Origin of the sequence: Marinomonas polaris DSM 16579, from assembly GCF_900129155.1 — a bacterium.
Taxonomy (GTDB): Bacteria; Pseudomonadota; Gammaproteobacteria; order Pseudomonadales; family Marinomonadaceae; genus Marinomonas; species Marinomonas polaris.
Window position 1 is genome coordinate 63,872 of sequence record NZ_FQVF01000003.1, and the last position, 20,568, is coordinate 84,439.

Here is a 20,568-nt window from a genome sequence, read left to right on the forward strand (position 1 = left end):
GGCCTATGAAAAAAATCAGGCATTAAAGATCTTAAAGCGAATTTTTGGTTACTTTTTGGGCGCTTGCAAAAAGTTACCCGCTCAGCAGAGCGGAATAAAGGTCGGGAATACAAAGCTATTAAGAAGTGGCAAATATCCTTTAAAAAACCAAAGAAATGACCCCATCCTAACCTTCCCCTGGAAGAAAGGGGAAGGAACTGAGCCCCGCTATGCAGAGCGGAAAAGAACAAGTTTTGAACGCTTTTTTAAAAGCCCTACTCCCCGATGTGCCAACCATTAGTAATCGGATAACGACGATCTCGTCCAAACCCACGAGCCGTAATACGCACACCAGTGGGTGCTTGGCGGCGTTTGTATTCGTTCACGTCGACAAGGCGAAGCACGCGATACACGGTTTCGCGATCAAATTTTTTGGTCGCGAGAATCGCTTCCGCACTTTGATCTTCTTCGATGTACATGCGTAAGATTTCATCGAGGATGTCGTAGCTTGGTAAAGAATCTTCGTCTTTTTGATCTGGTGCCAGTTCTGCTGAAGGTGGTCGCGTGATGACTCGTTCAGGAATCACGTAGCCCAAGGTGTTGCGGTAGCGGCAAAGCTTGAATACCAAGGTTTTGAAGACGTCTTTTAGTACGGAATAACCGCCGACCATGTCGCCATACAATGTGGCATAGCCTACGGCCATTTCGCTTTTGTTGCCTGTGGTAAGGACCATGTAACCTTTCTTGTTAGAGATAGCCATTAGGGTGACGCCACGAGTACGAGCTTGTAGATTTTCTTCTGTGGTGTCTTTGGCGTAGCCTTCGAATTCTGGCGCCAATACGTCGGTAAAAGCTGACACCATAGATTCAATTGGCAAGACGCTGTATTTCACGCCAAGCAAGTTGGCCTCTTCTTCTGCATCATGCAAGCTGATGGAGGAAGTGTAAGTGTAAGGCATCATGATGGCTTGAACACGGTCTGCGCCGATGGCATCTACGGCCACAGCCAAAGACAAGGCGGAGTCGATACCGCCACTCAAACCCAATACAATGCCTTTGAAACGGTTCTTGGTGATGTAGTCGCGTAGGCCAAGCACCATGGCTTGATAGACGTTGGCTTCGACACCCAATGCAGGAGCAATAACACCAGCGACAGGTTCAACCTTGTTTGGTTGGCTTTCATCGACGATCATATCGATGCTGTACAGGCCGGCTTCAAACCAAGGCGCTTGCATGATTTTCTCGCCTTTGGCATTGACGACAAAAGAGCCGCCTTCGTATACCAATTCATCCTGCGCGCCCATATAGTTCACATAGACAATCGGCAAAGTGACTTCAGTCGCACGCTGATGGAGCAGTTCTTCACGCTCGCCCATTTTTTCAATGTGATAAGGCGAAGCATTCAAATTAAGGATCAATTCCGCGCCAGCCGCTTTAGCTTGTGCGATAGGTTCTGGATGCCAAATATCTTCGCAGATACTTAAGCCAACTTTTACACCTTTGATATCAACAAGACCCGCTTCACGACCTTCGCTGAAGTAACGTTTATCATCAAACACTAGGAAATTAGGCAGTTTTTGTTTGGCGTATTCCACCAGCAATTGACCTTGGTAAATCACGCCAGCGCAGTTAAATAGTTCGCCATCAATACGACGTGGATAACCAACAACTACGTATATATCGTGAATCTCGGCTAATAATTTCGCCAAGGAAGATTCAATACGTGTATCCAAGCTAGAACGTAATAATAAATCTTCTGGAGGATAGCCAGTTAAGGTTAATTCTGGAAAAACCACCACATCCGCGCATTCTTCATCACGGGCTTTGTTCGCCGCATCAATAACGGATTGGGTGTTTTTTGTAATGTCGCCGACCAGCATATCCAGCTGGGCCATTGCAATTCGTAATGTCATACAGTTGCTATCTCGTGAACTCTGTTAGAATATGCCCGTTATTGTCTGGAATAACCCAAGCTAGGTAAAGTGTATGATCGTACGTTTGATCGTTTTTGTTGCTATTTTCTTTATTGGTTGGTGGTTGTATCGCCAATTTGTCGCTTTTAAACGCAGTCAATCGCCTGCGGAAGCAAAAAAACAGGATTCGCCTAAAAAGGACGAATCACAAGAAAGTATGGTTCGCTGTGAAGAATGTAAAACTTTCACGCCACGTTCTCATGCTATTCATGACCAAGAAGCGCGTCCATTTTGCAGCGCGGAACATTTAAAAGCCTTCAACCAGAAGCACTAACCCAACCGTTTGCAAGCAATCTATCTTCTCGCCACCACCAGCATAGATACTGTTGCTGGTTTTGTGTGGCGCAGAGTCGATAGGAAATCTTAGTATTATCAGATTCATCCGGCAGCGACTCGTAACTTTCCCAGCGATAATGCACAAGCTGGTTATCTTTTTGCCAAGTTTTTTCCTGTGAACGCTCGCCTAAATCACAAAAGCCAATACATTCGCTCGCCTTTGCAGATGTGAAACTAGGAGAAACAACTAAGGCTTGCCGAAAGTCTGCCCAAATTTGCTGATCGGCTTCCACTTCATTCACTTGCCCACGCCATTGATAAGCGGCCATGAGCCTTTCTTGAAAATGCATCGACAAGCTAGACATCGCCAGTAGCAAGGCAACAATGGGCAAAGACACCCAACCTTGTTGTGCATGAAACAATGACACATTCATTTTATCTATTCCTTAAGATTTTCATCTCATCCATGTGAATGAAAAAACACACAGATTACAGCACGATTATTTGATTATCCACGCCCTGACAAGGCGAATGATAATGCCATTTTTCGCCTCTCATAGAATGGTATTCTTGATGAAATTCTGCATCACGGTTGGCTTTGCAATCACTTAATCGATACTGATACTCCACCCATAAACCACGTAGATTTTTTAAGGGGAAGCGTCCATATTCTGTGTCCAATGTGTCTACCAAACCATTTCGACTATTATCCAATAAAGGAAAAACAGCAAAGCGCTCTAAGCCATTCCATAGCTCTAACGACTTACCGCTTTCTTCTGGTGTGCGCCATAAGGCACTCCAGACATCTTTGCCTTCTGCGATATACCAATAAAAACCATCTTCACTTTGAATAACGCCTGACTGACCAATAGCTGCATCATCCTCAAGTTTAATCTGGCTTTTACTCGCAGAGTCGCTTAAAACATGCCCAGAATAATTTGACTCGCAAGATGAAAAAGTCGTTCTATCGCCCGCTTTCCAATGGCAGGCCATGGTCGTTTCCATGGGATTATTTCGAACTGTAACTGAACTGCGACACAAGCCGTAATCAGCGCCCTGTAGCCAGTCTGAGTTTTTGTCGATTCGTCGCGTCGCCAAACGAATCGGTGGCGACATGCCCGATTCAATCGTCAAATATAACGACTCGTCTATCGTACAACTGGCAGGCAAAAGGCGTGACCACTGCGCCTTCAGGTGCGCATCAATAGCCGCTTTTATGGTGTGCTGATCTTGATAAGTTTGAGCCAAAAGATGACGCTCCTGCATGCGAGCAATCGCAATCACTAAAAAGGGTAAAAACAAGCCGATCAAACCACACACCACCAGCAACTCGATCAATAAGCTGCCTTTCATATAACGTCGCTGATTCATCGTGTATCCTCTTCACTCAATGTGAGTGTCGTTGACTCAAACAAAAAATGCTGTGAGGCATGGAACCAATTTTTAAGCTCATTGCCAGTACATTTTTGACAATCAGGATATCCTTCGTTGGGCGAGCTCTGAGCATCTAGCCAAATCAAAGATCCCGTCAGCTGTGCCATTGCGGCTTGTTTTTGTTGATTTTCGTGCAGTTTTCGGTGTTCTTCTGCTTGCTGAACAGATTGCCATTGTGCTGAGCTCTGACGCTGTAAAACTAGTAACACCACAGCAAATAATGCCAAACAAAGAATCACTTCGAGCATGATCCAACCCTTTTGCCTTGGCTTAGACAATCGCTGCATTAATCGCTGTTTATTCATCCGCATTGCCCTCCGCCCATTCCTTGCGAATAAGAGTCTTGCGAATAAGAGTCTTGCGAATAAGAGTCTTGCGAATAAGAGTCTTGCGAATAAAAGTCTTGTGAATAAAAGCCTCGTGGATCGGTGAGATAAAAACGCCCGCTTTGATTGAGTATTAACTCCGCTTGCCAAGCTCCCAAACAAAACTCAAAGGTGCCATTTTGATAACCAGACAAACCGTTAGATCGAAACTCTATCTGCTGTTTCTTCACGGGAAAGCCACTCCATGACACCGCCAATAAAGGCTCGAAGATAACCTGCCGATAACGTTTCTCAGCTCCACTATTAGGCTCAATTTGATAAAGTGTAAATCCTGAAGACCAAACACCGTCGCAATTCAAGCCACCACACAAAAAGCTGGTTTGACCGCTAATTACCGCCAATTGACGAGCCTGCGTGAGTGCATCCGCTAAGCGCTTCATTTCATTTTTTAGGGTGTTTTTGTCTTTGGTGTTTTGACTAACGCTAAGAAAATGCGCTGAGCCTGCGTGAGCTAATATGCTCAAAATAGCTAGAACACAGAGTAGTTCCAGCAGAGAAAAACCGTATTGACGGCCCATTAAAAACCTCCTTGTTTTCATGTTTTTTTACATTTTCTTTCTAGAAAATCATAAAATTAACGGGCTTCCTGCCCTTTTTAGCAACGCTTGTTTTATCTTAACGCTTATTTTGTTCTTAGTTCGCTGCAAACCAATTATTAATATGATTGGCGATTTGTCTAGGCTTTTGAAAGGGTAATGAATGATCACACGCGCTCAGCGTTTTATGTTGCCAAGCAGCGTTCTGCTCGCTCAACAAATCATAGTGTTGGCGCAAGGCCTCATGGCTTAATTCACCCGAGAACAAGAACACTTGTTCTGACGCATCGATCATCGCTTGGCGAATATGCGGCTCATTCGCCATCAACGACACATGGTCCGTTACTGCATCCAATGCATAAGCAAAACCATAAGGTCGGTGAGCAAGGCGCGATTGCGTGGTGGCTTCTGCTACAGGATGCTTACGTCTATTAGGTGACACGCCATCCATAAAACTTGCTACGCCAAGTTCCACATCTCCCGTATCACGAATCAGTTTCGATGCATGACGATACTTTTGGCGCACATCCATCAATGTAGATAAATCTTCACGATCCAAAGACGCAGGTTCTAACAAAGCCATTTTGACTTTCTTTTTGCCTTGCAAGCTACGCTGATAATTTAGGTTCAGCGCCACAAGACCGCCTAGGGAATAAGCAACTAGATCAAAATCATCCCATTTCACATGAGCCAATAAAGCTTCTACTTCGTCGGTTAATTCGGTAACCGACACAGCACCCTCTTCACCATGATGATGAAAAGAATCGCCCATGCCTTTTAGATCGGGCACCAGCATCCAACGCCACTGGGTAAAATACGGCAGCATCGGAGAATAAGTAATTTCCCCAGCGACGCCTGCACCATGTAGCAACAGACAAACTCGGTCGCTTTGCGCTTCTGGGTTCTCGTAAAGACGGTACGCAATACGCGCATTGGGTAAAGAAAGAAAAAAAATGTCAGACACTTGTAATTAACCTGTGAGGACCCTTATTAAAAGAATACAATGCTGCGATCAGCAAAACGAATACATTGAGACCTTGCGCCATATTGTAATTGCAATCAGTCAATACAATTACAAGTCGAGCGAAACCAAAACTCGGCTATTTTTAACAAAGCAATGGTAAACGCAGATCTCATATTACTAGGTATTAAAATAAATGTCAGAAATCAAACACGTAAATCTCCCTTATCAGGCGTCGTTACTGTCTTTCTTTTCTGCTGTGCGAGACTTACCTTATCCCGCTTTACTCGACAGTAACCATGAACACTTCCCTGATACAAATTACGATATTTTAGTCGCCAACCCACTTGCTCGCATTCATCCAGTTCAAAACAGTCAGCCTATCACTTGGTACATCAAACCGCTTTACGCGCTAAGCAATACTGACAACCCAATGACCTTGCTAAACGAATTAATGAGCTTAATTTGCCAAGAAACTTGGGCGAAATCAGCGCCGAAAGATTTGCCATTTGTTGGTGGCTTACTTGGCTATTACGGTTATGAAAGTGGACATTTTGTTGAGCAATTGCCAGATACAGTAGAGCATGACATTCGGTTGGAAACCTTGAGTATTGGCCTTTATGGTTGGGCAGTAATTACCTGTCACAAGAAAAAAACCACCCAATTAATTACTTCACCTTGGTGTCCTTCAGAAGACGTTGCTGATCTTATCAATCGCTTCACCAGTGCTTGTGATGATGTATTGGTAAAGCATGATTTAAACGAAGCACGACCTTTTCATTTGCAAGCGCCTTTTACTTCAAACATGACAGAAACCGAGTACGCGCAAAAGTTTTCTACTGTGCAAGATTACATTCAGTCCGGTGATTGTTATCAGGTAAATTTGGCGCAGCGTTTTTCAACTTGCTACCAAGGTGACACTTTTACGGCGTATCACACATTAAGAGACGTTTGCCCTACGCCGTTTTCGGCTTATATGGAATTTTCACCAGAGCAAAGTTTACTAAGTCATTCTCCTGAACGATTCCTCTTGTGTGATCAGGGTCGAGTAGAATCCAAGCCAATCAAAGGCACAGTAGCGCGCGGTAAAACACCTGAAGAAGACCAAGCCAACGCAGATTGGTTGCTTGCATCAGAAAAAGATCGTGCCGAAAACCTGATGATTGTCGATTTGCTGCGCAACGACCTAGGCCGAACCTGTTTAACCGGCAGTATCAAGGTGCCAAAGCTGTTTGCTTTAGAAAGTTATGCAAATGTACATCATTTGGTTTCCACGGTAGAAGGTAGGATTGATCAGGCGGATCAAGCGATTCGAGTTTTCCATCAAAGCTTCCCTGGCGGCTCCATTACTGGCGCACCTAAGATTCGCTCTATGGAAATTATCGATGAGCTAGAACCTCATGAACGTTCAGCCTATTGTGGTTCTATCGCTTACTTCAGTGCGAATGGTCAAATGGATTCCAGCATTACGATTCGCACATTGGTCGCAGACCATGGCAACTTGCACTGTTGGGCAGGCGGTGGACTGGTCGCGGATTCGAAATGCCAAGAAGAATACCAAGAAACCTTTACCAAAGTGGGCAAGTTAACCCATACTCTAGAACAAGACTTTTTGAAATAGGCCGTATCATGTCTGACATAGAGCAGTTTTTAAATGCTCCTCCCATTGACCTAAGCTTGGATGATATTCGCGCTGCATTAGACAGAGAACCTTATGCGCAACAAATTCATAACCCAGACGAGAAAATGTTTCCTAGTGGTTATGATTTGAACTACAGATCTGCCGCCGTACTCATCCCTATTTGGAAAGAGCCAGAAAATGGCGAGTTGTATGTACTTCTAACCCAACGCGCGCTTCACATGCGCAATCATCCGGGACAAATAGCCTTCCCCGGTGGCAAACATGACCCAGACGATGCCAGCATCCAATACACAGCACTGCGTGAAACATTAGAAGAAGTCGGCCTCTCACCGGATTGTTTCGATCTATTGGGAGAGCTTGGCGAGTATTGCACCATTTCGGGCTATTGCATAAAACCCATCGTCGCCGAAATGACGCGTAGAAGCGAATTAAGCCTGTGTGAAGAAGAAGTAAAATCCGTCCATTGGGTGCCTTTGCGCTACTTGCTCACACCACAAAATTACCGTTTTAAAAAGAAAGTGCTCGATACAACGTCTCGTGGTTATTTTGAAATTGATTACGAAGATATTCGTATTTGGGGTGTTACTGCAGGCATTCTCTACGGACTTTATCAAACACTGGCCAGGCATATACGTTAATGGTTTTAGTCTTTTCTCTCTTTACCCTTTATTAAGTATTATAAGGATAGTTTTCTTTCGTCTTTTATTTCATTGACACAAATTGATAAGGTACAACTAACGTAACTTAGAACACGGTAAACCTTCCTATGCCAGCATTTGATTTAGCGTCTTTTATTGCTAACAACAAAGAAGACGAAGCTCAAAAAATCATCCATAACGCGATGAAAGAATTCGACAACATTGCCATCTCTTTTAGTGGTGCAGAAGATGTTGTTCTAATTGACATGGCAGTCAAAGCAAAAAAAGACATATACGTATTTTCTCTTGATACTGGTCGTTTGCATGCAGAAACGTATCGTTTCATCGAACAAGTTCGTAAACACTACAAGATCAATATCGATATTCTTTCCCCTGACCGTGAAGCACTCGAAAACTTCACCCGAGAAAAAGGCTTATTTAGCTTTTTTGAAGATGGCCACAAAGAATGCTGCGGCATTCGCAAAGTACAGCCACTTAAACGTAAGCTCTCCACACTAGACGCGTGGATCACTGGACAACGCAAAGACCAAAGCCCAGGTACACGTAACGTTTTAGCCTTTGCTGAAAAAGACAGCGCATTTAGTACAGATGAAAAAGATCTATTTAAATTCAATCCATTGGCGAACTGGTCTTCAGAAGACGTTTGGAACTATATCAAGATGTTTGATGTTCCCTACAATGAATTGCATTTGAAAGGTTTTACCAGCATCGGCTGCGAACCTTGTACTCGCCCTATTTTACCGAATCAACACGAACGTGAAGGTCGTTGGTGGTGGGAAGAATCAGAACACAAAGAATGTGGGCTACACATTGGCAACTTAATACCAACAACTCAACAATAAGCTCTTCTTTTTGTTTAGAAGCACTTAAATTATAAGCGTCTAAAATTAAAAGTGCCTGATACCATCAGGCACTTTTAATTTCTTTAAACACATCATTTGATTTACTTTCTACATGGCTTTGCCATGATGCGATAAAGTCTTGATAACATAACTCTAGTTCTGTTATGTGTTGCAACAAAACTTCTCCTGCTGGTGTCATGTCCGTTGTTCGACCATGTCGAATCAACAACGGCTCACCTAAGTCCCGCTCTAATTTTTGAATGTGTTGGCTGACTGCTGGCTGAGTTAATCCCAACTGCTTCGCAGTTTTCGTAAAACTCCCCGTTTCAACCAAAGCCTTAAAAGTAATAAGATGTTGTGTATTAAGCATAAAGATTCCTTATAGTAGATCCCATTATGCCCAATGCCTATTTTACGAACATTGACCTATATCGTGTTTTCATGAAAGACTCAAAGTTATTAACCTAAGTGGATTAAGAGCATGACTACCGCACAAGACACAATGCTACCTTGGCACGAAAGACAATCTGGTCATAAAAAATCCCGCGACAACGATTACCGTACACCTTACCAGCGCGACCGAGCCAGAATCATCCACAGCGCGGCGTTTCGTCGCTTGCAATCCAAAACTCAAATTCTCGCCATTCGACAAAACGACTACAGCCGCACGCGCTTAACACACTCTTTAGAAGTCGCCCAAATTGGCAACGGCATTGTTCACCAACTTAAATTCAGCTCACCTGCTGACGCCGACTTTCAACCTTGGCTCGCCGATGATGCTTTAATTGAAACCGTTTGCCTCAGCCACGACATCGGCCACCCACCGTTTGGACATGGCGGAGAAGTTGCCCTTAACTACATGATGCAAACCTATGGCGGCTTTGAAGGCAACGCACAATCATTAAGAATCCTAGGTAAGCGCGGCTCCTACTCACCCACTTATGGGATGGATGTCACGCGCCGCACTTTATTAGGGATTTTAAAATACCCTGTTTTACACGCGAGTGTGGTTGGAAAATACCCAGAAAAACCCGCTAACTTCCGCCAATTCAAAGCCTCTAACTGGGCGCCACCAAAATGCGTCTATCAAGAAGAGCAAGACTTACTCAATTGGATCATCGAGCCGTTTAGCCAAGCCGACAAAAGCTTATTACAAGAAGTAAGCCAAACTGATCCAGATAGCCACGCCAAAGCCAAACACGCCAGCTTCGACACCAGCATCATGGATCTCGCCGACGACATCGCCTACGGTGTTCACGACCTGGAAGATGCCATCGTCCTCGGCATGGTCACCAAAGACATGTGGCTAGAACACCTAGAACCAAAACTTGCCGCCTTAGCGTCACCCTTTTTAGCGGAAAACCTAAACGACATTCGCACCCAACTGTTCAGCCGCCAAAGTCACTTACGCAAAGAAGCCATCGGCAGCTTAGTTAGCTGGTTTATCACCTCTTGTCGAGTCGTCGAAAAAGCACAGTTTGAGCATCCATTATTGCGCTTTCAAGTCGGCTTACCAGAAGGCCAACGTCAAGCATTAAACTTGTTAAAACAATTCGAAATGCAACACATCATCCAACGCCCAGAAGTGCAAATGCTCGTCTACAAAGGCCAGCAAATGTTATTGGAAATGTTTGAAGCCTACTCCGCCGATCCGAGCCGATTACTGCCAAGAGAAATCGCCAACGAATGGCAAAAAAGCCAAGATCGAGGAGAAAGCGGACTTCGCATCATCTGCGACTACATGGCTTCCATGACCGACGACTACGCCAGCCGCATGTACAATAAATTGTTTGTTCCGAGCTTGGGCTCGGTTTTTGAGCCAATGTAGTTGGGTTTAATTACAATTCGATTTGGAGCCAAAGGGATATTTGGCTCCGTTCAAACGCTTTGTATTCCCAACCTTTATTCCGCCCTGCTGAGCGGGTAACTTTTGTCCAGATCCACAAAAGTAACCAAAACGTCTCTTTATCGGGCTTTCGCCCAAACGTCTTATTCATATTGTTTAACATCACGTCTAGCAACACGATTTTTATCGTAAGGCATAGATTGTTTTTGATGCTTTTAGAAAGAGTATCTTTAACTGACCCTAAAACTCCATAAAGTCGCGCAACTTCGTCGCGTCGAACTGACTTCATAGTGAATTCAATAATAGGCACCAAAGAACGTAGGTCTGATGAGACGAGGCACGAGGCGTGATCTGACGCTGAAAGCGAAGCTTTCATATTCTAGGGTAGATCGCGGCTTGAGCCCGACGCGGAATTTAAACTCCATTCAAACGCTTTGTATTCCAGACCTTTATTCCGCCCTGCTGGGCGTGTAACTTTTGCCAAACGATGCAAAAGTAACCAAAAAATCTTTTGTCGAGCTATCGCCCAAACGTCTCATTCACATTGTTTAACATCACGTCTAGCAACACGACCTTTATCGAAAGGCATAGATTGTTTTTGATGCTTTTAGAAAGAGTATCTTTAACTGACCCTAAAACTCCATAAAGTCGCGCAACTCTGTTGCGTCGAACTGGCTTCTTCGGTCTGCAGTGATGGAAAACAAAGACGTAGGGCGACATGAGGGAGGTACGACCGTAATGCGCCGATGAAAGCGAAGCTTTCATTTTCTATGGAGGTCGAATATTGAAGGTAACGTTTACTAATCACTAAATCCCTTCCCCTTTTGTCTTCCAAGGGGGAGGCGGAGGATGGGATTAATCTCTTCTTTGGGTACTATTCAAATACATTATCTCTTCACCATATCCTTGGAAATCGTAATTCAAAGACAATTTGTTCATAAAACCGTGAAGATAGGATACTTGGCGAATGGACACGTTTTGCTTTCCCGATAGTTGATGAATCAATTCATCAACTGAGAAATGACGCTCCATGGAAGGAAACACTAATTCGATAGGAAACCGTGGATTACAAACAACATTGCTTCTAATCTGCGAGCCGTAGTAACAGATCGCTTTTTTGACTACCGTGATAGACTCATCACCTGAAATATTCCAGATAGCTGAAGCACCAACACTGAAGCCAATCAACAACACCTCACCTTGTTGTTCCAGCAAAACTTGCTTTAATTTATCAGCGTAGGAACCCAAACCGACATTCTCAGAAAAATACGCATAAGCAGCCTCTTCGTTTTTAAAATTCATAAACTCTGAATCATATGGATCTAAAATTAACGCGTCTTCGCTTATCTCTGCGGTAAAACGCTCAAGGGCTGCGGTTCTGCCAAAAATGTCTGAGATTACGATGGTTTTCATTGGTGTATCCAGTGGTATTTCTGCGTAAAGTTTGTCTGACAATATAACCTAGTTAAGGGTAACCTACATTTTTGTTTAATGCCTGTGATACGTAATTAACTAGAAAAATCGCCTTTAAACTATTAAGCTTGCTTCCGTAATCTAGTGATTCGCCATGCAATACCATATGCCTATTAAGAAGATTAAACCCTTTTTCACTTTATTCCAGTTTTCTGTCGTCCAGAAGGACAGCCTACCTTAAAGATGAAAGCTTCGCTTTCAACCGGCACATTACGCTACGCTAATGATGCCCTACGTTATGGTTTTACACGATTAGCTACAAAGAAGTCAGTTCGACGCGACGAAGTGGCGCGACTTTATGGAGTTTCAGAGTCATTAACAGACAAAGTCTCTCGAACAGAAAAAACCAATCTATGCCTTACGATAAAAGTCGTGTTGCTAGACGTGATGTTAAGCAATGTGAATGAGACGTTTGGGCGAAAGCCCGATAAAGCGAATTTTTGGTTACTTTTTGGGCGCTTGCAAAAAGTTACCCGCTCAGCAGAGCGGAAAAAAGGTCAGGAATACAAAGCGTTTGAATGGAAGCAAATAAAGAACACTTTGAGCAAAGTGTTCTTCACAGGGATGTCACTGGTAAACAGCCACGCCCCCATCTGTATTGTTCTGCTGTCTATGCATTTTCATTAATCCTTTCAGGTTGATCAATAGCATCGGCAGTACAATCAGTGCGAAGGTGATGTTGGAAAGAGGAACGGCTAACCAAACACCATCAATGCCTAGGTATTTCGGCAAGATGAATAGGAATGGAAACTGTATCAACATGTTACCTACGGAGACAAACAGGGCTTGCCCGCTTTTACCGACGGCAACAAAGTAGATGGACGCCATAAATAAAAAGCCGTCTAAAAACAGTGCCATTAAGTGTAGGCGAATGCCATTTTTACTTGCTTCAAGTAATGCATCGTTGCCTGTGGTAAAGATGCTAATAAAGAGCTCAGGAACAATGTTAAACAGTATAACCAAAGCGATACCGGACCCAACGGTGACTGAAAAAGCTAATTTTACGGTTTCGGTAATGCGCTTGTATTGCTTGGCACCTAGATAGTAACTCACCGGTGGCTGCAAGCCGCTGACTAAGCCTTCGGCGAAGAAGTAGTAACAGCTCGCTAAGTAGCCAACAATTGCAAAGGCGGCTAATTGCGTAGTGTCTCCGTAGGCCATAAATTGCATGTTATGGAACGCCATGACGAAGCTGAAGTAGATAAACATCACTAAGTTTGATGCACCCAATTGCACGATACGAATGGCGATGGTTTTATCAAGTTGCTTAATAGTCAGCTTGGTTTTGGCTTTTGCCGACGTAAAATAACGTAGACACAATACACAGGTCGCCAGTTGAGCAATTAAGGTCGCAATGGCGGCGCCTTTTAATCCCATGCCAAGATGGCCTAAGAAAACATAATCCAAGACGATGTTGGTCAAGGCGCCAACGATGATAAATACCGTCGCAAGATTTGGGCTGTCGTCATTTCGGACCAACATCGGCATGGCACTCGCACCAATCGAAATAAGCGCACCAAACGACATTATCTGCACATAACTCCAGCTCATTTCTAGGATGACGCCCGTCGCGCCTTGAATATTGAGCAAACTTTTGCCAAAAGCAATAAACACGATAGTTGCCAATAAGCCAATCAAAATGATCAAAAAAAGCGCCGTGACAAGTGTTGCTTGAGTGGCTGCGAGATTTTTCTCGCCACGATATTTAGACAATACGCTGCCGCCGCCCATACCCACAAGCAAACCAAAGCCCATAATTAAACCAAGCAATGGAATGGCCATGTTGATGCTTGCGAGTCCGTCTGCACCAACAAAGTGACCAACGAAGAAGCCATCAATGATCTGATACAGACCACTGACTAACATAGCGACGATGGAAGGAATGGCAAAACGCCAAAACGTTCGAGCAACGGATTGGGACTTTTGAACCTGTGGAGCGGCTTGCATAACTTAAATATCCAGAAAGTAAGAATGCAGGCATAATATATATAATTGAGATATAAGAAAGTTAGTTACCATCCGTTTATAGGATGGATTAAGCAATAATCTATGCCGCGAGAGTAACCATTTTATGAGCAAAGAAATGAATTGGACACTGGATCAGTTACTGGCTTTTGTTACCGCCGCAGAGTTGGGTTCTTTTTCGGCAGCAGCAAGGCAATTACAAAAGGCACAATCGCGTATCAGTAGTGCCATCGCCAATTTAGAATTGGATTTAGGGTTTGAGTTATTTGATCGCAGCTCTAAATTCCCCGTATTGACACACCTGGGTAGAGAAATGCTTCCCGAAGCGCGAGCCGTACTTAACCAGTGCTTACGTCTAGACTCGCGTGCTTTATCAGCAGCAAACAAAGAACCCATTTCGTTGCGCATCGCGCTAGATGAAGCCTTGCCACTGGAAACCATCCACTCTATTTTTTCTCAAGTTGGCGATTTATTTCCTAACACGCATTTAGTTATTACCAATGGGTCACAAGACGATATCGCCATAGCCATTGCTAATCAAAAAGCTGACATTGGTTTTATGATTAGCAACAGTGCTTTGCCACCAAAGTTAACTTTGCAGTCTTTGGGATATTTTAAAAAAATCCTGATTGTCGGTAAAAAGCACCCTCTTGCTAAAGAAAATATATTGAGTCTTGCGCAACTACAGCAATACCGTCAATTCGTACTATGCAATCGTTCAGGAGAAAACCGCGAAAATGCCCTAAGCCCAGATCATTGGGATTTAGACAGTTATTATCTGATTTGTGAATTGGTAACGCAGAATCAAGGTTGGGCCATCGTACCTGAGCATATTGCCAAGGCACATTGGTTTTTTGAGCAAATAAAAATCGCCAAAAGTGACTTTTTAACGGATCAATTAATTGAAATAGGTATAGTGAAACGACTCGACAGCCCAAGTAATAAATTGACAGATTGGATCACTGAACAGATGCGCCACTTAATGGATAATCGCTCTATTTAGACAATAAAAGCTTTTCAGCCAAGGTGTCTGGCAGCCCCCAGCTGTAGATGAATTCTTTTGTTTGATTGCCACAAGGTGTATGCCAATAAGAAGAGCCGATATTTTTAGCGCCAAGGGATTCATAGAATCCAATGGCTTTGGTATTAGACTCTAAAACTTCTAAATATAAGTCTGTGCTTTTATAATGAGTCGCAGCCCAAGATGCAGCGCCAGCGAGTAATTGACGGCCAATACCTTTACCCTTGTTGCCCGGTTTTACATGTAGGTTATCGATGATAGTGCCGAAAGTTGGATGATTATCACCAAACGCGCAAATGAAGCCGCAGATATAGTCATCTAACTCTGCGACTAACACCAACTGGTTTGTTAAAGGTTTATTTAATCTAGATGTCCATACCGCTTGCCTATCAGTAAATACCACTTTATCAAGGTACTCTTCAGACAAGACATCACGGTAATTGTCACGCCAACTTTGGGCATGTAGGTTTGCAATACTGGACAGATCGTCTAAACACGCTTTTCGAATGATCATATTTTCATTCAGTTTCTATTAATCGGACTGATATTTATCACTAGAAAAACTCTCTTCCAAGAATAAACACGTCTTCTTTAATCTGTTCATTCTGAGCAATATTCGGCAGCAGTCCCCATTGATCAAACCCTTGGCGTTTGAAGAAGCCTTGGCTTTCGAGGTTGCTGGCGTAGATGTAGGCGACAAGGTGGGTAAAACCAAGCTCTATCTGGTTCGTTTCTAGGTATTTAAATAGCTGTGTGCCAATGCCTTTTCCTTGCCAGTTTGGCGAGACATAGAAGCTGACTTCACAAGCGCAATCAAATGCGGGTAAGCCATAGAAGGGTTCGACTGAGCACCAAGCAATCACATTGCCCTGTTCTTCTAGAACCAACATTGGGTGGTTATCGGTGACGCTTTCCAGCCAGTCCATGACATCGATCAAGCCTATATTGTCTTGTCGATGGCCTGTGCTGGCAAAAAGGTCACAATGCTGAAAGATGTCTAATATCGCAGGGGCATCGTCTAATACTGCTAGACGGATTTCCCTGCTATGACTGAGTGACATTGCTGCGTTAGCCTTGTTCAAGCAAACGACGTAGGTCGATAATCGCGGTATTTGCACGTGCAATATAAGATGCCATGACCAAAGAATGGTTTGCCAAGACACCAAAACCACTGCCGTTTAAGATAAAGGGCGACCAGACATTGGCTTGGGTTGCTTCTAGTTCACGGATAATTTGACGCAAGCTAACCAGTGCGTTTTTGTCCTGTAAAGTGAAGATGAAATCTACTTCTACAGCACGCAACATGTGGATCAGTGCCCAGCTTGTGCCACGAGCTTCATAAAAAACATCATCTACTTTAGACCAAGGTGTACGCACGTAACGGGTATTTTCGTCTGATTCCAACTGTGGTTTGTCTTCTATTACACTTGCAGATAAACGCTGAGACAAGCTACCAAGACGAGTACTGACGTCTGATAACCAGTCCGAAAGGTTATCGGCACGAGCATAGAATTGGGCTTTGTTGTTTGATTGGCCAGCCAAACGATCAAGATACTCCATTAGCTCTTTATTACCACGACGATATTCGCTTTCACTAGATGGCAAGGCCCAGCTTTTGTTGTCGAAGTTGAATTGTGGCTCGGCTATTTTTAAGTTTACATCTTCTGTGGACTGGGACTGAGAGCGGCTAAACTCTTTACGGAACGCTCTGGCTAAATCACGCGACTGTACAAGCACACCAAATTCCCATGCTGGCATGTTGTCCATAAACACACCTGGCGGCAGTATGTCATTGCTAATAAAACCGCCTGGTTTATCCAGTAATGTTTCCATGATGGTGTGCAGTGTGCTTGCGGTTGTGTAGCCAACAACGAGCTTTTTACTATTGTTTAAATAACCACGCTCGGTAGCCTTTTCTTTTGCTGTAGCAACGACATCAAATTGATCTGGTTCACTACTCCAATACATACCTAAAAAGCTCAACAATACAGCAGCAATGAGCACAGCAGATATGGCGACTTTCCCCACACTCGAAAAATTAATACTTGGCTTTAAACCTTGTAACTTATTCGCTAACCACGACATTCTTGACCTACCTTAATCTTGTTGTAATTCGACCATGTAATCAGCACGATGATATGTCATCGCACGAACACGAAATTCGGGAACACGGCTATTAATGATTTGATAAATCAAACGTGCTTCTTTGTCATTTGGCCAGTAAATAGCGATGGGACGATCCGCTGTTGCCACTTCATCTATAATAGGCTGAATCTTTGCGATTATCTCTTCTTCACTCAAACTAAAAAGTGTTTCGGGCAATAAAAACTGTCCCTCTTTTAGAGCTTTCGGTTCTTTCGACTCTGGCTTTGTTTTTGAAATCTTAGCAGCCAGCTCTCGTTTCGCTTTCAAATCACTAACACGCGACGTCATTTCTATGATGGCAGGATCTTCTGGATTAACGGAGCGTGCAGAATCTAAATATTTTGCAGCCTTCTTATAATCACCGTTTCTAGCCGCTTGCCATGCCCATTGCGTATAAACATCCACAATGGCAGTAATGCCTTGAATTGCACGGAAATTACCAGGATCACGTCCTAGCGCAGCCTGAAAGTACAAGTTAGCATTGTCGTCTACTGGCGTTAAAAATCGCTCTGCAGCTAAAGCTATTTCGCCCTGCTCTATCAATCGCTGTGTCAATCGTTCAAAAGCCGTTGGGGCTTTGGCAGCTTTAGGTTGCTGTGTTTTTATCGCCGCTGGCTTTTCAATATCGACTGATTTATTAACAGAAGCCTTAGCTACTACAGCTTGGGTGACTTCCACTTCTTGTAGTGGCTGGCTTTTCTCTGTTGACTTCACATTTTCCTGACAGCCTGTCAGGAAAACTACAACAATTAGAAAAGAAACTAGGTTTTTACTCAATTTGCCCCCTTGCGATTGGCAACTTAAAGGTGGATTGGTAGTCTACACCTTCTATCTAGCGTGATGAAATATGGATTTACAATTTACACAATACGCTCAATTTGATTGAAGATATTTATGCGCCTACTCGTTCTACTGTTTTTACTGATATTTCAAAGCGTTTCTCACGCCTTCACTTTCGGCCCCACATCAAGACTTGCAGAACCAGAATTTTTAACTGTAGACCAAGCTTTCCAACTATCCGTCTCGGCTCCTAAAGACGGAAAATTAATGGCAACATGGCAGATTCAAGATGGCTACTATTTATATCAAGAACAATTCGCCTTGTCTGGTGATGCTGCAGATAAACTGCATTTTTCGCCTTTTCCTGCCGGCGAAATCAAACAAGATCCTTATTATGGTGAAGTAACGGTTTATCGCGAGCAATTAACTCTGCCCATTTATTACGACATCAAACTGACAGCAGGTACTCAAGTTAATGCCGTACTATCTTATCAAGGCTGTGCCGATAAAGGCTTATGTTACGCACCACAAAAAATGCCGATTCAATTTACAGTTCCCGCACTATTATCATCGACAGAAAAACTGGCATCGACAGAAAAACATCTAACCGCATCTCAACCTAGAGCAGAAAACCCTCAACCTTCCAACGCAATGCTTGTACCTTCCGAAGCGCAATCAGTAAGTCAGTTGCTCAGCAGTAACAATACTTGGGTAACTCTTATTGCTATATTTAGCTTAGGGTTACTTTTATCACTAACGCCTTGCGTACTTCCTATGGTGCCTATTGTCAGTGCGATTGTCATTGGCACTCGCAATTCAAAATTAGGCGCATTTTATTACAGCTTTGTTTATGTACTGGCCATGGCATTGACCTATGCGGCCATTGGTGGATTGGTCGGTGTTTTTGGTACCCAGCTCAATCTACAGGCCCAGCTACAAAACCCTATTTTATTAATTTGCAGTGCAATCATCTTTGTATTGCTCGCCCTAGCAATGTTCGGTGTCTATGAAATAAGACTGCCAAGCTCATGGCAACAGCGCCTCCAAGTATCGACCAAATCAACAAGTTCTACTTGGAAATCAACCGCGAGTATTTTCCTAGCTGGGGTTTTATCTACGCTAATAGTCTCACCATGCGTCTCTGCACCACTTGCTGGTGCCTTACTATATATAAGCAGCCAAGGTAATGCGTGGTATGGCGCGACGATGCTGTTTGTCATGGCGCTAGGCATGGGGGTTCCACTATTACTAGTCGGCCTTTTTGGGCCTAAAGTATTACCCAAAAGCGGAGAGTGGTTGCACGATATTAAGGTACTCATGGGCTTTGGTTTACTCGCTATGGCGGTCTGGATGATTACTCGTTGGTTACCAATGAACAGCCACTTGTATCTGTGGAGCATTCTTGCATTAGCAATAAGCGGCTATTTTATTCATCGCGCTTATAAAATTGCCTCGCACCCTATTCGTTGGTTTTTGGCCTTAGCCTTTTTCCTTATCGGCAGTGTTGAGTTTATTGGCGGCACAACAGGTAGCAGCAGTCCACTGCAACCCTTGAAAAAATTATCATCACCCTCAACAACACTAGAGGAGAAAGTAATATTTGACGCCACAATTACGAACTTAGACGAACTTGATGAAATTATAGCAAATCAAGACTCTCGCCCTATCATTTTAGATCTTTATGCAGATTGGTGTATCAGCTGCAAAATATTAGAAGACATGTTTGCTTCATCTGACGTGTTACCACTGCTCGATAAGGTTCAATTAGTTCGAGTTGATGTCACGGAAAATTCAGCGAAGAACCAAGCATTAATGCAGAAGTTCAACTTATTTGGGCCGCCATCACTGGTATTTTTAGATAGTAAAGGCGAAGAGCGTAAAGCATTAACTTTGATGGGCGAACCGACAAAATCCTTACTAATTGATCGCTTAAATCACGCTATCAACTAATAACTTTTATAAAAAAGCACGAGAGTTTACTTTTGATCAAAAATAAACCGCCGAGAACATTTTTCGGTTTTTTTAACGCAAAACTGGACAATATCCCGCTTTTTATCGATAATTTCGCGTTACAAGCTTTTACAATTCGTTTTTTTATAAAAGCCCTGTTTGTTGGATAACACAAGCAGTACACAGATTTTATAATAGTCAGTGGATAACATAACCACTGAAACACCAACACAGACAGAAGAGAGTATTTATGGACATTCGTAAAATCAAAAAGCTAATCGAACTTTTAGAAGAATCTAACGTCTATGAGATTGAAATCAAAGAAGGCGAAGAAGCTGTTCGTATTAGCCGTGGTGGTGCTCCAGTTCAAGCACCTATGATGGCCGCTCCAATGATGGCAGCACCTGCTGCACCAGTTGCTTCTACTGCAGCACCTGAAGCACCAGCTGCTTTCACTGGTCACTCTGTAAATTCTCCAATGGTCGGTACTTACTACAAGTCTTCTGCACCAGGTGCTAAGCCTTTCATCGAAGTAGGTCAAAAAGTTAACGCTGGCGATACTATTTGTATCGTTGAAGCAATGAAAATGATGAACCAAATTGAAGCAGATAAATCTGGTACAATTGGCGCTATCCTTGTTGAAGACGGCGAGCCAGTTGAATTTGACCAGCCTCTTATTACTATCATTTAATCCAACGCA

General features: G+C 43.4%; 23 protein-coding genes. 10 read left to right on the forward strand and 13 right to left on the reverse strand.

Annotated elements, in window-relative coordinates:
* A partial coding sequence (locus BUA59_RS24005) for a hypothetical protein (protein WP_217653716.1) occupies positions 1-280 on the forward strand: 280 nt, incomplete at its 5' end.
* Here BUA59_RS24005 and BUA59_RS02420 read toward each other — a convergent pair.
* A complete protein-coding gene (locus tag BUA59_RS02420; RefSeq protein WP_072838137.1) occupies positions 255-1,892 on the reverse strand; it encodes an NAD+ synthase in 1,638 nt (545 codons plus the stop codon). The genes BUA59_RS24005 and BUA59_RS02420 overlap by 26 nt on opposite strands.
* Positions 1,893-1,965: 73 nt before the next feature.
* Between BUA59_RS02420 and BUA59_RS02425 the strand changes: the two genes are divergently transcribed.
* Positions 1,966-2,226, forward strand: a complete 261-nt coding sequence (locus BUA59_RS02425) for a PP0621 family protein (RefSeq protein WP_072838138.1) — start codon at positions 1,966-1,968, stop codon at positions 2,224-2,226.
* Here BUA59_RS02425 and BUA59_RS02430 read toward each other — a convergent pair.
* The 5 genes from BUA59_RS02430 to BUA59_RS02450 all read right to left on the reverse strand — a co-directional run bounded on the left by BUA59_RS02430 (position 2,210) and on the right by BUA59_RS02450 (position 5,548).
* Complete coding sequence (locus BUA59_RS02430; RefSeq protein WP_072838139.1) at positions 2,210-2,662, reverse strand: hypothetical protein; 453 nt, start codon at positions 2,660-2,662, stop codon at positions 2,210-2,212. The genes BUA59_RS02425 and BUA59_RS02430 overlap by 17 nt on opposite strands.
* A gap of 55 nt (positions 2,663-2,717) precedes the next feature.
* On the reverse strand, positions 2,718-3,599 hold the full coding sequence (locus BUA59_RS02435) for a type II secretion system protein (RefSeq protein WP_072838140.1): 882 nt from the start codon (positions 3,597-3,599) through the stop codon (positions 2,718-2,720).
* Positions 3,596-3,973 carry a type IV pilus modification PilV family protein gene (locus BUA59_RS02440; RefSeq protein ID WP_139248826.1) on the reverse strand — a complete coding sequence of 126 codons (378 nt, stop codon included), beginning with the start codon at positions 3,971-3,973 and terminating at the stop codon, positions 3,596-3,598. The genes BUA59_RS02435 and BUA59_RS02440 overlap by 4 nt, the downstream gene beginning before the upstream one ends.
* A complete protein-coding gene (locus BUA59_RS02445) occupies positions 3,964-4,566 on the reverse strand; it encodes a GspH/FimT family pseudopilin (RefSeq protein ID WP_245813079.1) in 603 nt (200 codons plus the stop codon). Before BUA59_RS02445 ends, BUA59_RS02440 begins: the two co-directional genes overlap by 10 nt.
* A 115-nt stretch (positions 4,567-4,681) precedes the next feature.
* On the reverse strand, positions 4,682-5,548 hold the full coding sequence (locus BUA59_RS02450) for an alpha/beta fold hydrolase (protein WP_072838142.1): 867 nt from the start codon (positions 5,546-5,548) through the stop codon (positions 4,682-4,684).
* Positions 5,549-5,741: 193 nt separating this feature from the next.
* Between BUA59_RS02450 and pabB the strand changes: the two genes are divergently transcribed.
* The 3 genes from pabB (at position 5,742) to BUA59_RS02465 (ending at position 8,688) form a co-directional block, all read left to right on the forward strand.
* The gene (gene pabB, locus BUA59_RS02455) at positions 5,742-7,166 is read left to right on the forward strand and encodes an aminodeoxychorismate synthase component I (protein WP_072838143.1); all 1,425 of its coding nucleotides are present in this window, start codon (positions 5,742-5,744) and stop codon (positions 7,164-7,166) included.
* An 8-nt stretch (positions 7,167-7,174) separates the two neighbouring features.
* Positions 7,175-7,825, forward strand: a complete 651-nt coding sequence (locus BUA59_RS02460; RefSeq protein WP_012070652.1) for an NUDIX hydrolase — start codon at positions 7,175-7,177, stop codon at positions 7,823-7,825.
* A gap of 128 nt (positions 7,826-7,953) precedes the next feature.
* Positions 7,954-8,688, forward strand: a complete 735-nt coding sequence (locus BUA59_RS02465) for a phosphoadenylyl-sulfate reductase (RefSeq protein WP_072838144.1) — start codon at positions 7,954-7,956, stop codon at positions 8,686-8,688.
* A 64-nt stretch (positions 8,689-8,752) separates the two neighbouring features.
* Here BUA59_RS02465 and BUA59_RS02470 read toward each other — a convergent pair whose 3' ends face one another.
* Positions 8,753-9,058, reverse strand: a complete 306-nt coding sequence (locus BUA59_RS02470) for a LysR family transcriptional regulator (RefSeq protein WP_072838145.1) — start codon at positions 9,056-9,058, stop codon at positions 8,753-8,755.
* A 111-nt stretch (positions 9,059-9,169) separates the two neighbouring features.
* Here BUA59_RS02470 and BUA59_RS02475 point away from each other — a divergent pair, with 111 nt between their 5' ends.
* On the forward strand, positions 9,170-10,516 hold the full coding sequence (locus BUA59_RS02475) for an anti-phage deoxyguanosine triphosphatase (protein WP_072838146.1): 1,347 nt from the start codon (positions 9,170-9,172) through the stop codon (positions 10,514-10,516).
* Between the two features lie 873 nt (positions 10,517-11,389).
* On the opposite strand, the gene BUA59_RS02485 is transcribed toward BUA59_RS02475, so the two are convergent.
* Positions 11,390-11,947, reverse strand: a complete 558-nt coding sequence (locus tag BUA59_RS02485) for a hypothetical protein (RefSeq protein ID WP_072838148.1) — start codon at positions 11,945-11,947, stop codon at positions 11,390-11,392.
* 243 nt (positions 11,948-12,190) lie between these two features.
* Here BUA59_RS02485 and BUA59_RS02490 point away from each other — a divergent pair, with 243 nt between their 5' ends.
* Complete coding sequence (locus BUA59_RS02490) at positions 12,191-12,634, forward strand: hypothetical protein (RefSeq protein ID WP_072838149.1); 444 nt, start codon at positions 12,191-12,193, stop codon at positions 12,632-12,634.
* Here BUA59_RS02490 and BUA59_RS02495 read toward each other — a convergent pair.
* Positions 12,575-13,954 (reverse strand): MATE family efflux transporter, encoded by a 1,380-nt coding sequence (locus tag BUA59_RS02495; protein WP_072838150.1) that lies wholly within the window; start codon positions 13,952-13,954, stop codon positions 12,575-12,577. The two genes, BUA59_RS02490 and BUA59_RS02495, sit on opposite strands and share 60 nt — an antisense overlap.
* A 124-nt stretch (positions 13,955-14,078) precedes the next feature.
* Here BUA59_RS02495 and BUA59_RS02500 point away from each other — a divergent pair, with 124 nt between their 5' ends.
* Positions 14,079-14,975 carry a LysR family transcriptional regulator gene (locus tag BUA59_RS02500; RefSeq protein ID WP_217653717.1) on the forward strand — a complete coding sequence of 299 codons (897 nt, stop codon included), beginning with the start codon at positions 14,079-14,081 and terminating at the stop codon, positions 14,973-14,975.
* On the opposite strand, the gene BUA59_RS02505 is transcribed toward BUA59_RS02500, so the two are convergent.
* Genes BUA59_RS02505 through BUA59_RS02520 form a run of 4 tightly spaced genes read right to left on the reverse strand, consistent with a single transcriptional unit; the run spans position 14,968 to position 17,915 of the window.
* Positions 14,968-15,507, reverse strand: coding sequence for a GNAT family N-acetyltransferase (locus BUA59_RS02505; RefSeq protein ID WP_072838152.1), 540 nt, complete (start codon positions 15,505-15,507; stop codon positions 14,968-14,970). The two genes, BUA59_RS02500 and BUA59_RS02505, sit on opposite strands and share 8 nt — an antisense overlap.
* Positions 15,508-15,547: 40 nt before the next feature.
* Positions 15,548-16,054 (reverse strand): GNAT family N-acetyltransferase, encoded by a 507-nt coding sequence (locus BUA59_RS02510; RefSeq protein ID WP_072838153.1) that lies wholly within the window; start codon positions 16,052-16,054, stop codon positions 15,548-15,550.
* 7 nt (positions 16,055-16,061) lie between these two features.
* Complete coding sequence (locus BUA59_RS02515; protein WP_072838154.1) at positions 16,062-17,078, reverse strand: DUF2333 family protein; 1,017 nt, start codon at positions 17,076-17,078, stop codon at positions 16,062-16,064.
* Positions 17,079-17,090: 12 nt separating this feature from the next.
* Positions 17,091-17,915 carry a tetratricopeptide repeat protein gene (locus BUA59_RS02520; protein WP_072838155.1) on the reverse strand — a complete coding sequence of 275 codons (825 nt, stop codon included), beginning with the start codon at positions 17,913-17,915 and terminating at the stop codon, positions 17,091-17,093.
* A 117-nt stretch (positions 17,916-18,032) separates the two neighbouring features.
* On the opposite strand from BUA59_RS02520, the gene dsbD reads away from it, so the two are divergent.
* Positions 18,033-19,868 carry a protein-disulfide reductase DsbD gene (dsbD, locus tag BUA59_RS02525; protein ID WP_072838156.1) on the forward strand — a complete coding sequence of 612 codons (1,836 nt, stop codon included), beginning with the start codon at positions 18,033-18,035 and terminating at the stop codon, positions 19,866-19,868.
* A 250-nt stretch (positions 19,869-20,118) separates the two neighbouring features.
* The gene (gene accB / locus BUA59_RS02530; protein WP_072838157.1) at positions 20,119-20,559 is read left to right on the forward strand and encodes an acetyl-CoA carboxylase biotin carboxyl carrier protein; all 441 of its coding nucleotides are present in this window, start codon (positions 20,119-20,121) and stop codon (positions 20,557-20,559) included.
* Positions 20,560-20,568: the final 9 nt, after the last annotated feature.

What these genes read in the sequence shown, in the direction of transcription:
- BUA59_RS02505 (WP_072838152.1), bottom strand. Translation starts at nt 15,507, where the DNA reads ATGATCATTCGAAAAGCGTGTTTAGACGATCTGTCCAGTATTGCAAAC.
- BUA59_RS02425 (WP_072838138.1), top strand. Translation starts at nt 1,966, where the DNA reads ATGATCGTACGTTTGATCGTTTTTGTTGCTATTTTCTTTATTGGTTGG.
- BUA59_RS02485 (WP_072838148.1), bottom strand. Translation starts at nt 11,947, where the DNA reads ATGAAAACCATCGTAATCTCAGACATTTTTGGCAGAACCGCAGCCCTT.
- BUA59_RS02470 (WP_072838145.1), bottom strand. Translation starts at nt 9,058, where the DNA reads ATGCTTAATACACAACATCTTATTACTTTTAAGGCTTTGGTTGAAACG.
- BUA59_RS02440 (WP_139248826.1), bottom strand. Translation starts at nt 3,973, where the DNA reads ATGCGGATGAATAAACAGCGATTAATGCAGCGATTGTCTAAGCCAAGG.
- accB (WP_072838157.1), top strand. Translation starts at nt 20,119, where the DNA reads ATGGACATTCGTAAAATCAAAAAGCTAATCGAACTTTTAGAAGAATCT.
- BUA59_RS02490 (WP_072838149.1), top strand. Translation starts at nt 12,191, where the DNA reads ATGAAAGCTTCGCTTTCAACCGGCACATTACGCTACGCTAATGATGCC.
- pabB (WP_072838143.1), top strand. Translation starts at nt 5,742, where the DNA reads ATGTCAGAAATCAAACACGTAAATCTCCCTTATCAGGCGTCGTTACTG.
- BUA59_RS02445 (WP_245813079.1), bottom strand. Translation starts at nt 4,566, where the DNA reads ATGGGCCGTCAATACGGTTTTTCTCTGCTGGAACTACTCTGTGTTCTA.
- BUA59_RS02435 (WP_072838140.1), bottom strand. Translation starts at nt 3,599, where the DNA reads ATGAATCAGCGACGTTATATGAAAGGCAGCTTATTGATCGAGTTGCTG.
- BUA59_RS02465 (WP_072838144.1), top strand. Translation starts at nt 7,954, where the DNA reads ATGCCAGCATTTGATTTAGCGTCTTTTATTGCTAACAACAAAGAAGAC.
- BUA59_RS02510 (WP_072838153.1), bottom strand. Translation starts at nt 16,054, where the DNA reads ATGTCACTCAGTCATAGCAGGGAAATCCGTCTAGCAGTATTAGACGAT.
- BUA59_RS02430 (WP_072838139.1), bottom strand. Translation starts at nt 2,662, where the DNA reads ATGAATGTGTCATTGTTTCATGCACAACAAGGTTGGGTGTCTTTGCCC.
- BUA59_RS02420 (WP_072838137.1), bottom strand. Translation starts at nt 1,892, where the DNA reads ATGACATTACGAATTGCAATGGCCCAGCTGGATATGCTGGTCGGCGAC.
- BUA59_RS02475 (WP_072838146.1), top strand. Translation starts at nt 9,170, where the DNA reads ATGACTACCGCACAAGACACAATGCTACCTTGGCACGAAAGACAATCT.
- BUA59_RS02460 (WP_012070652.1), top strand. Translation starts at nt 7,175, where the DNA reads ATGTCTGACATAGAGCAGTTTTTAAATGCTCCTCCCATTGACCTAAGC.
- BUA59_RS02495 (WP_072838150.1), bottom strand. Translation starts at nt 13,954, where the DNA reads ATGCAAGCCGCTCCACAGGTTCAAAAGTCCCAATCCGTTGCTCGAACG.
- BUA59_RS02500 (WP_217653717.1), top strand. Translation starts at nt 14,079, where the DNA reads ATGAGCAAAGAAATGAATTGGACACTGGATCAGTTACTGGCTTTTGTT.
- dsbD (WP_072838156.1), top strand. Translation starts at nt 18,033, where the DNA reads ATGCGCCTACTCGTTCTACTGTTTTTACTGATATTTCAAAGCGTTTCT.
- BUA59_RS02515 (WP_072838154.1), bottom strand. Translation starts at nt 17,078, where the DNA reads ATGTCGTGGTTAGCGAATAAGTTACAAGGTTTAAAGCCAAGTATTAAT.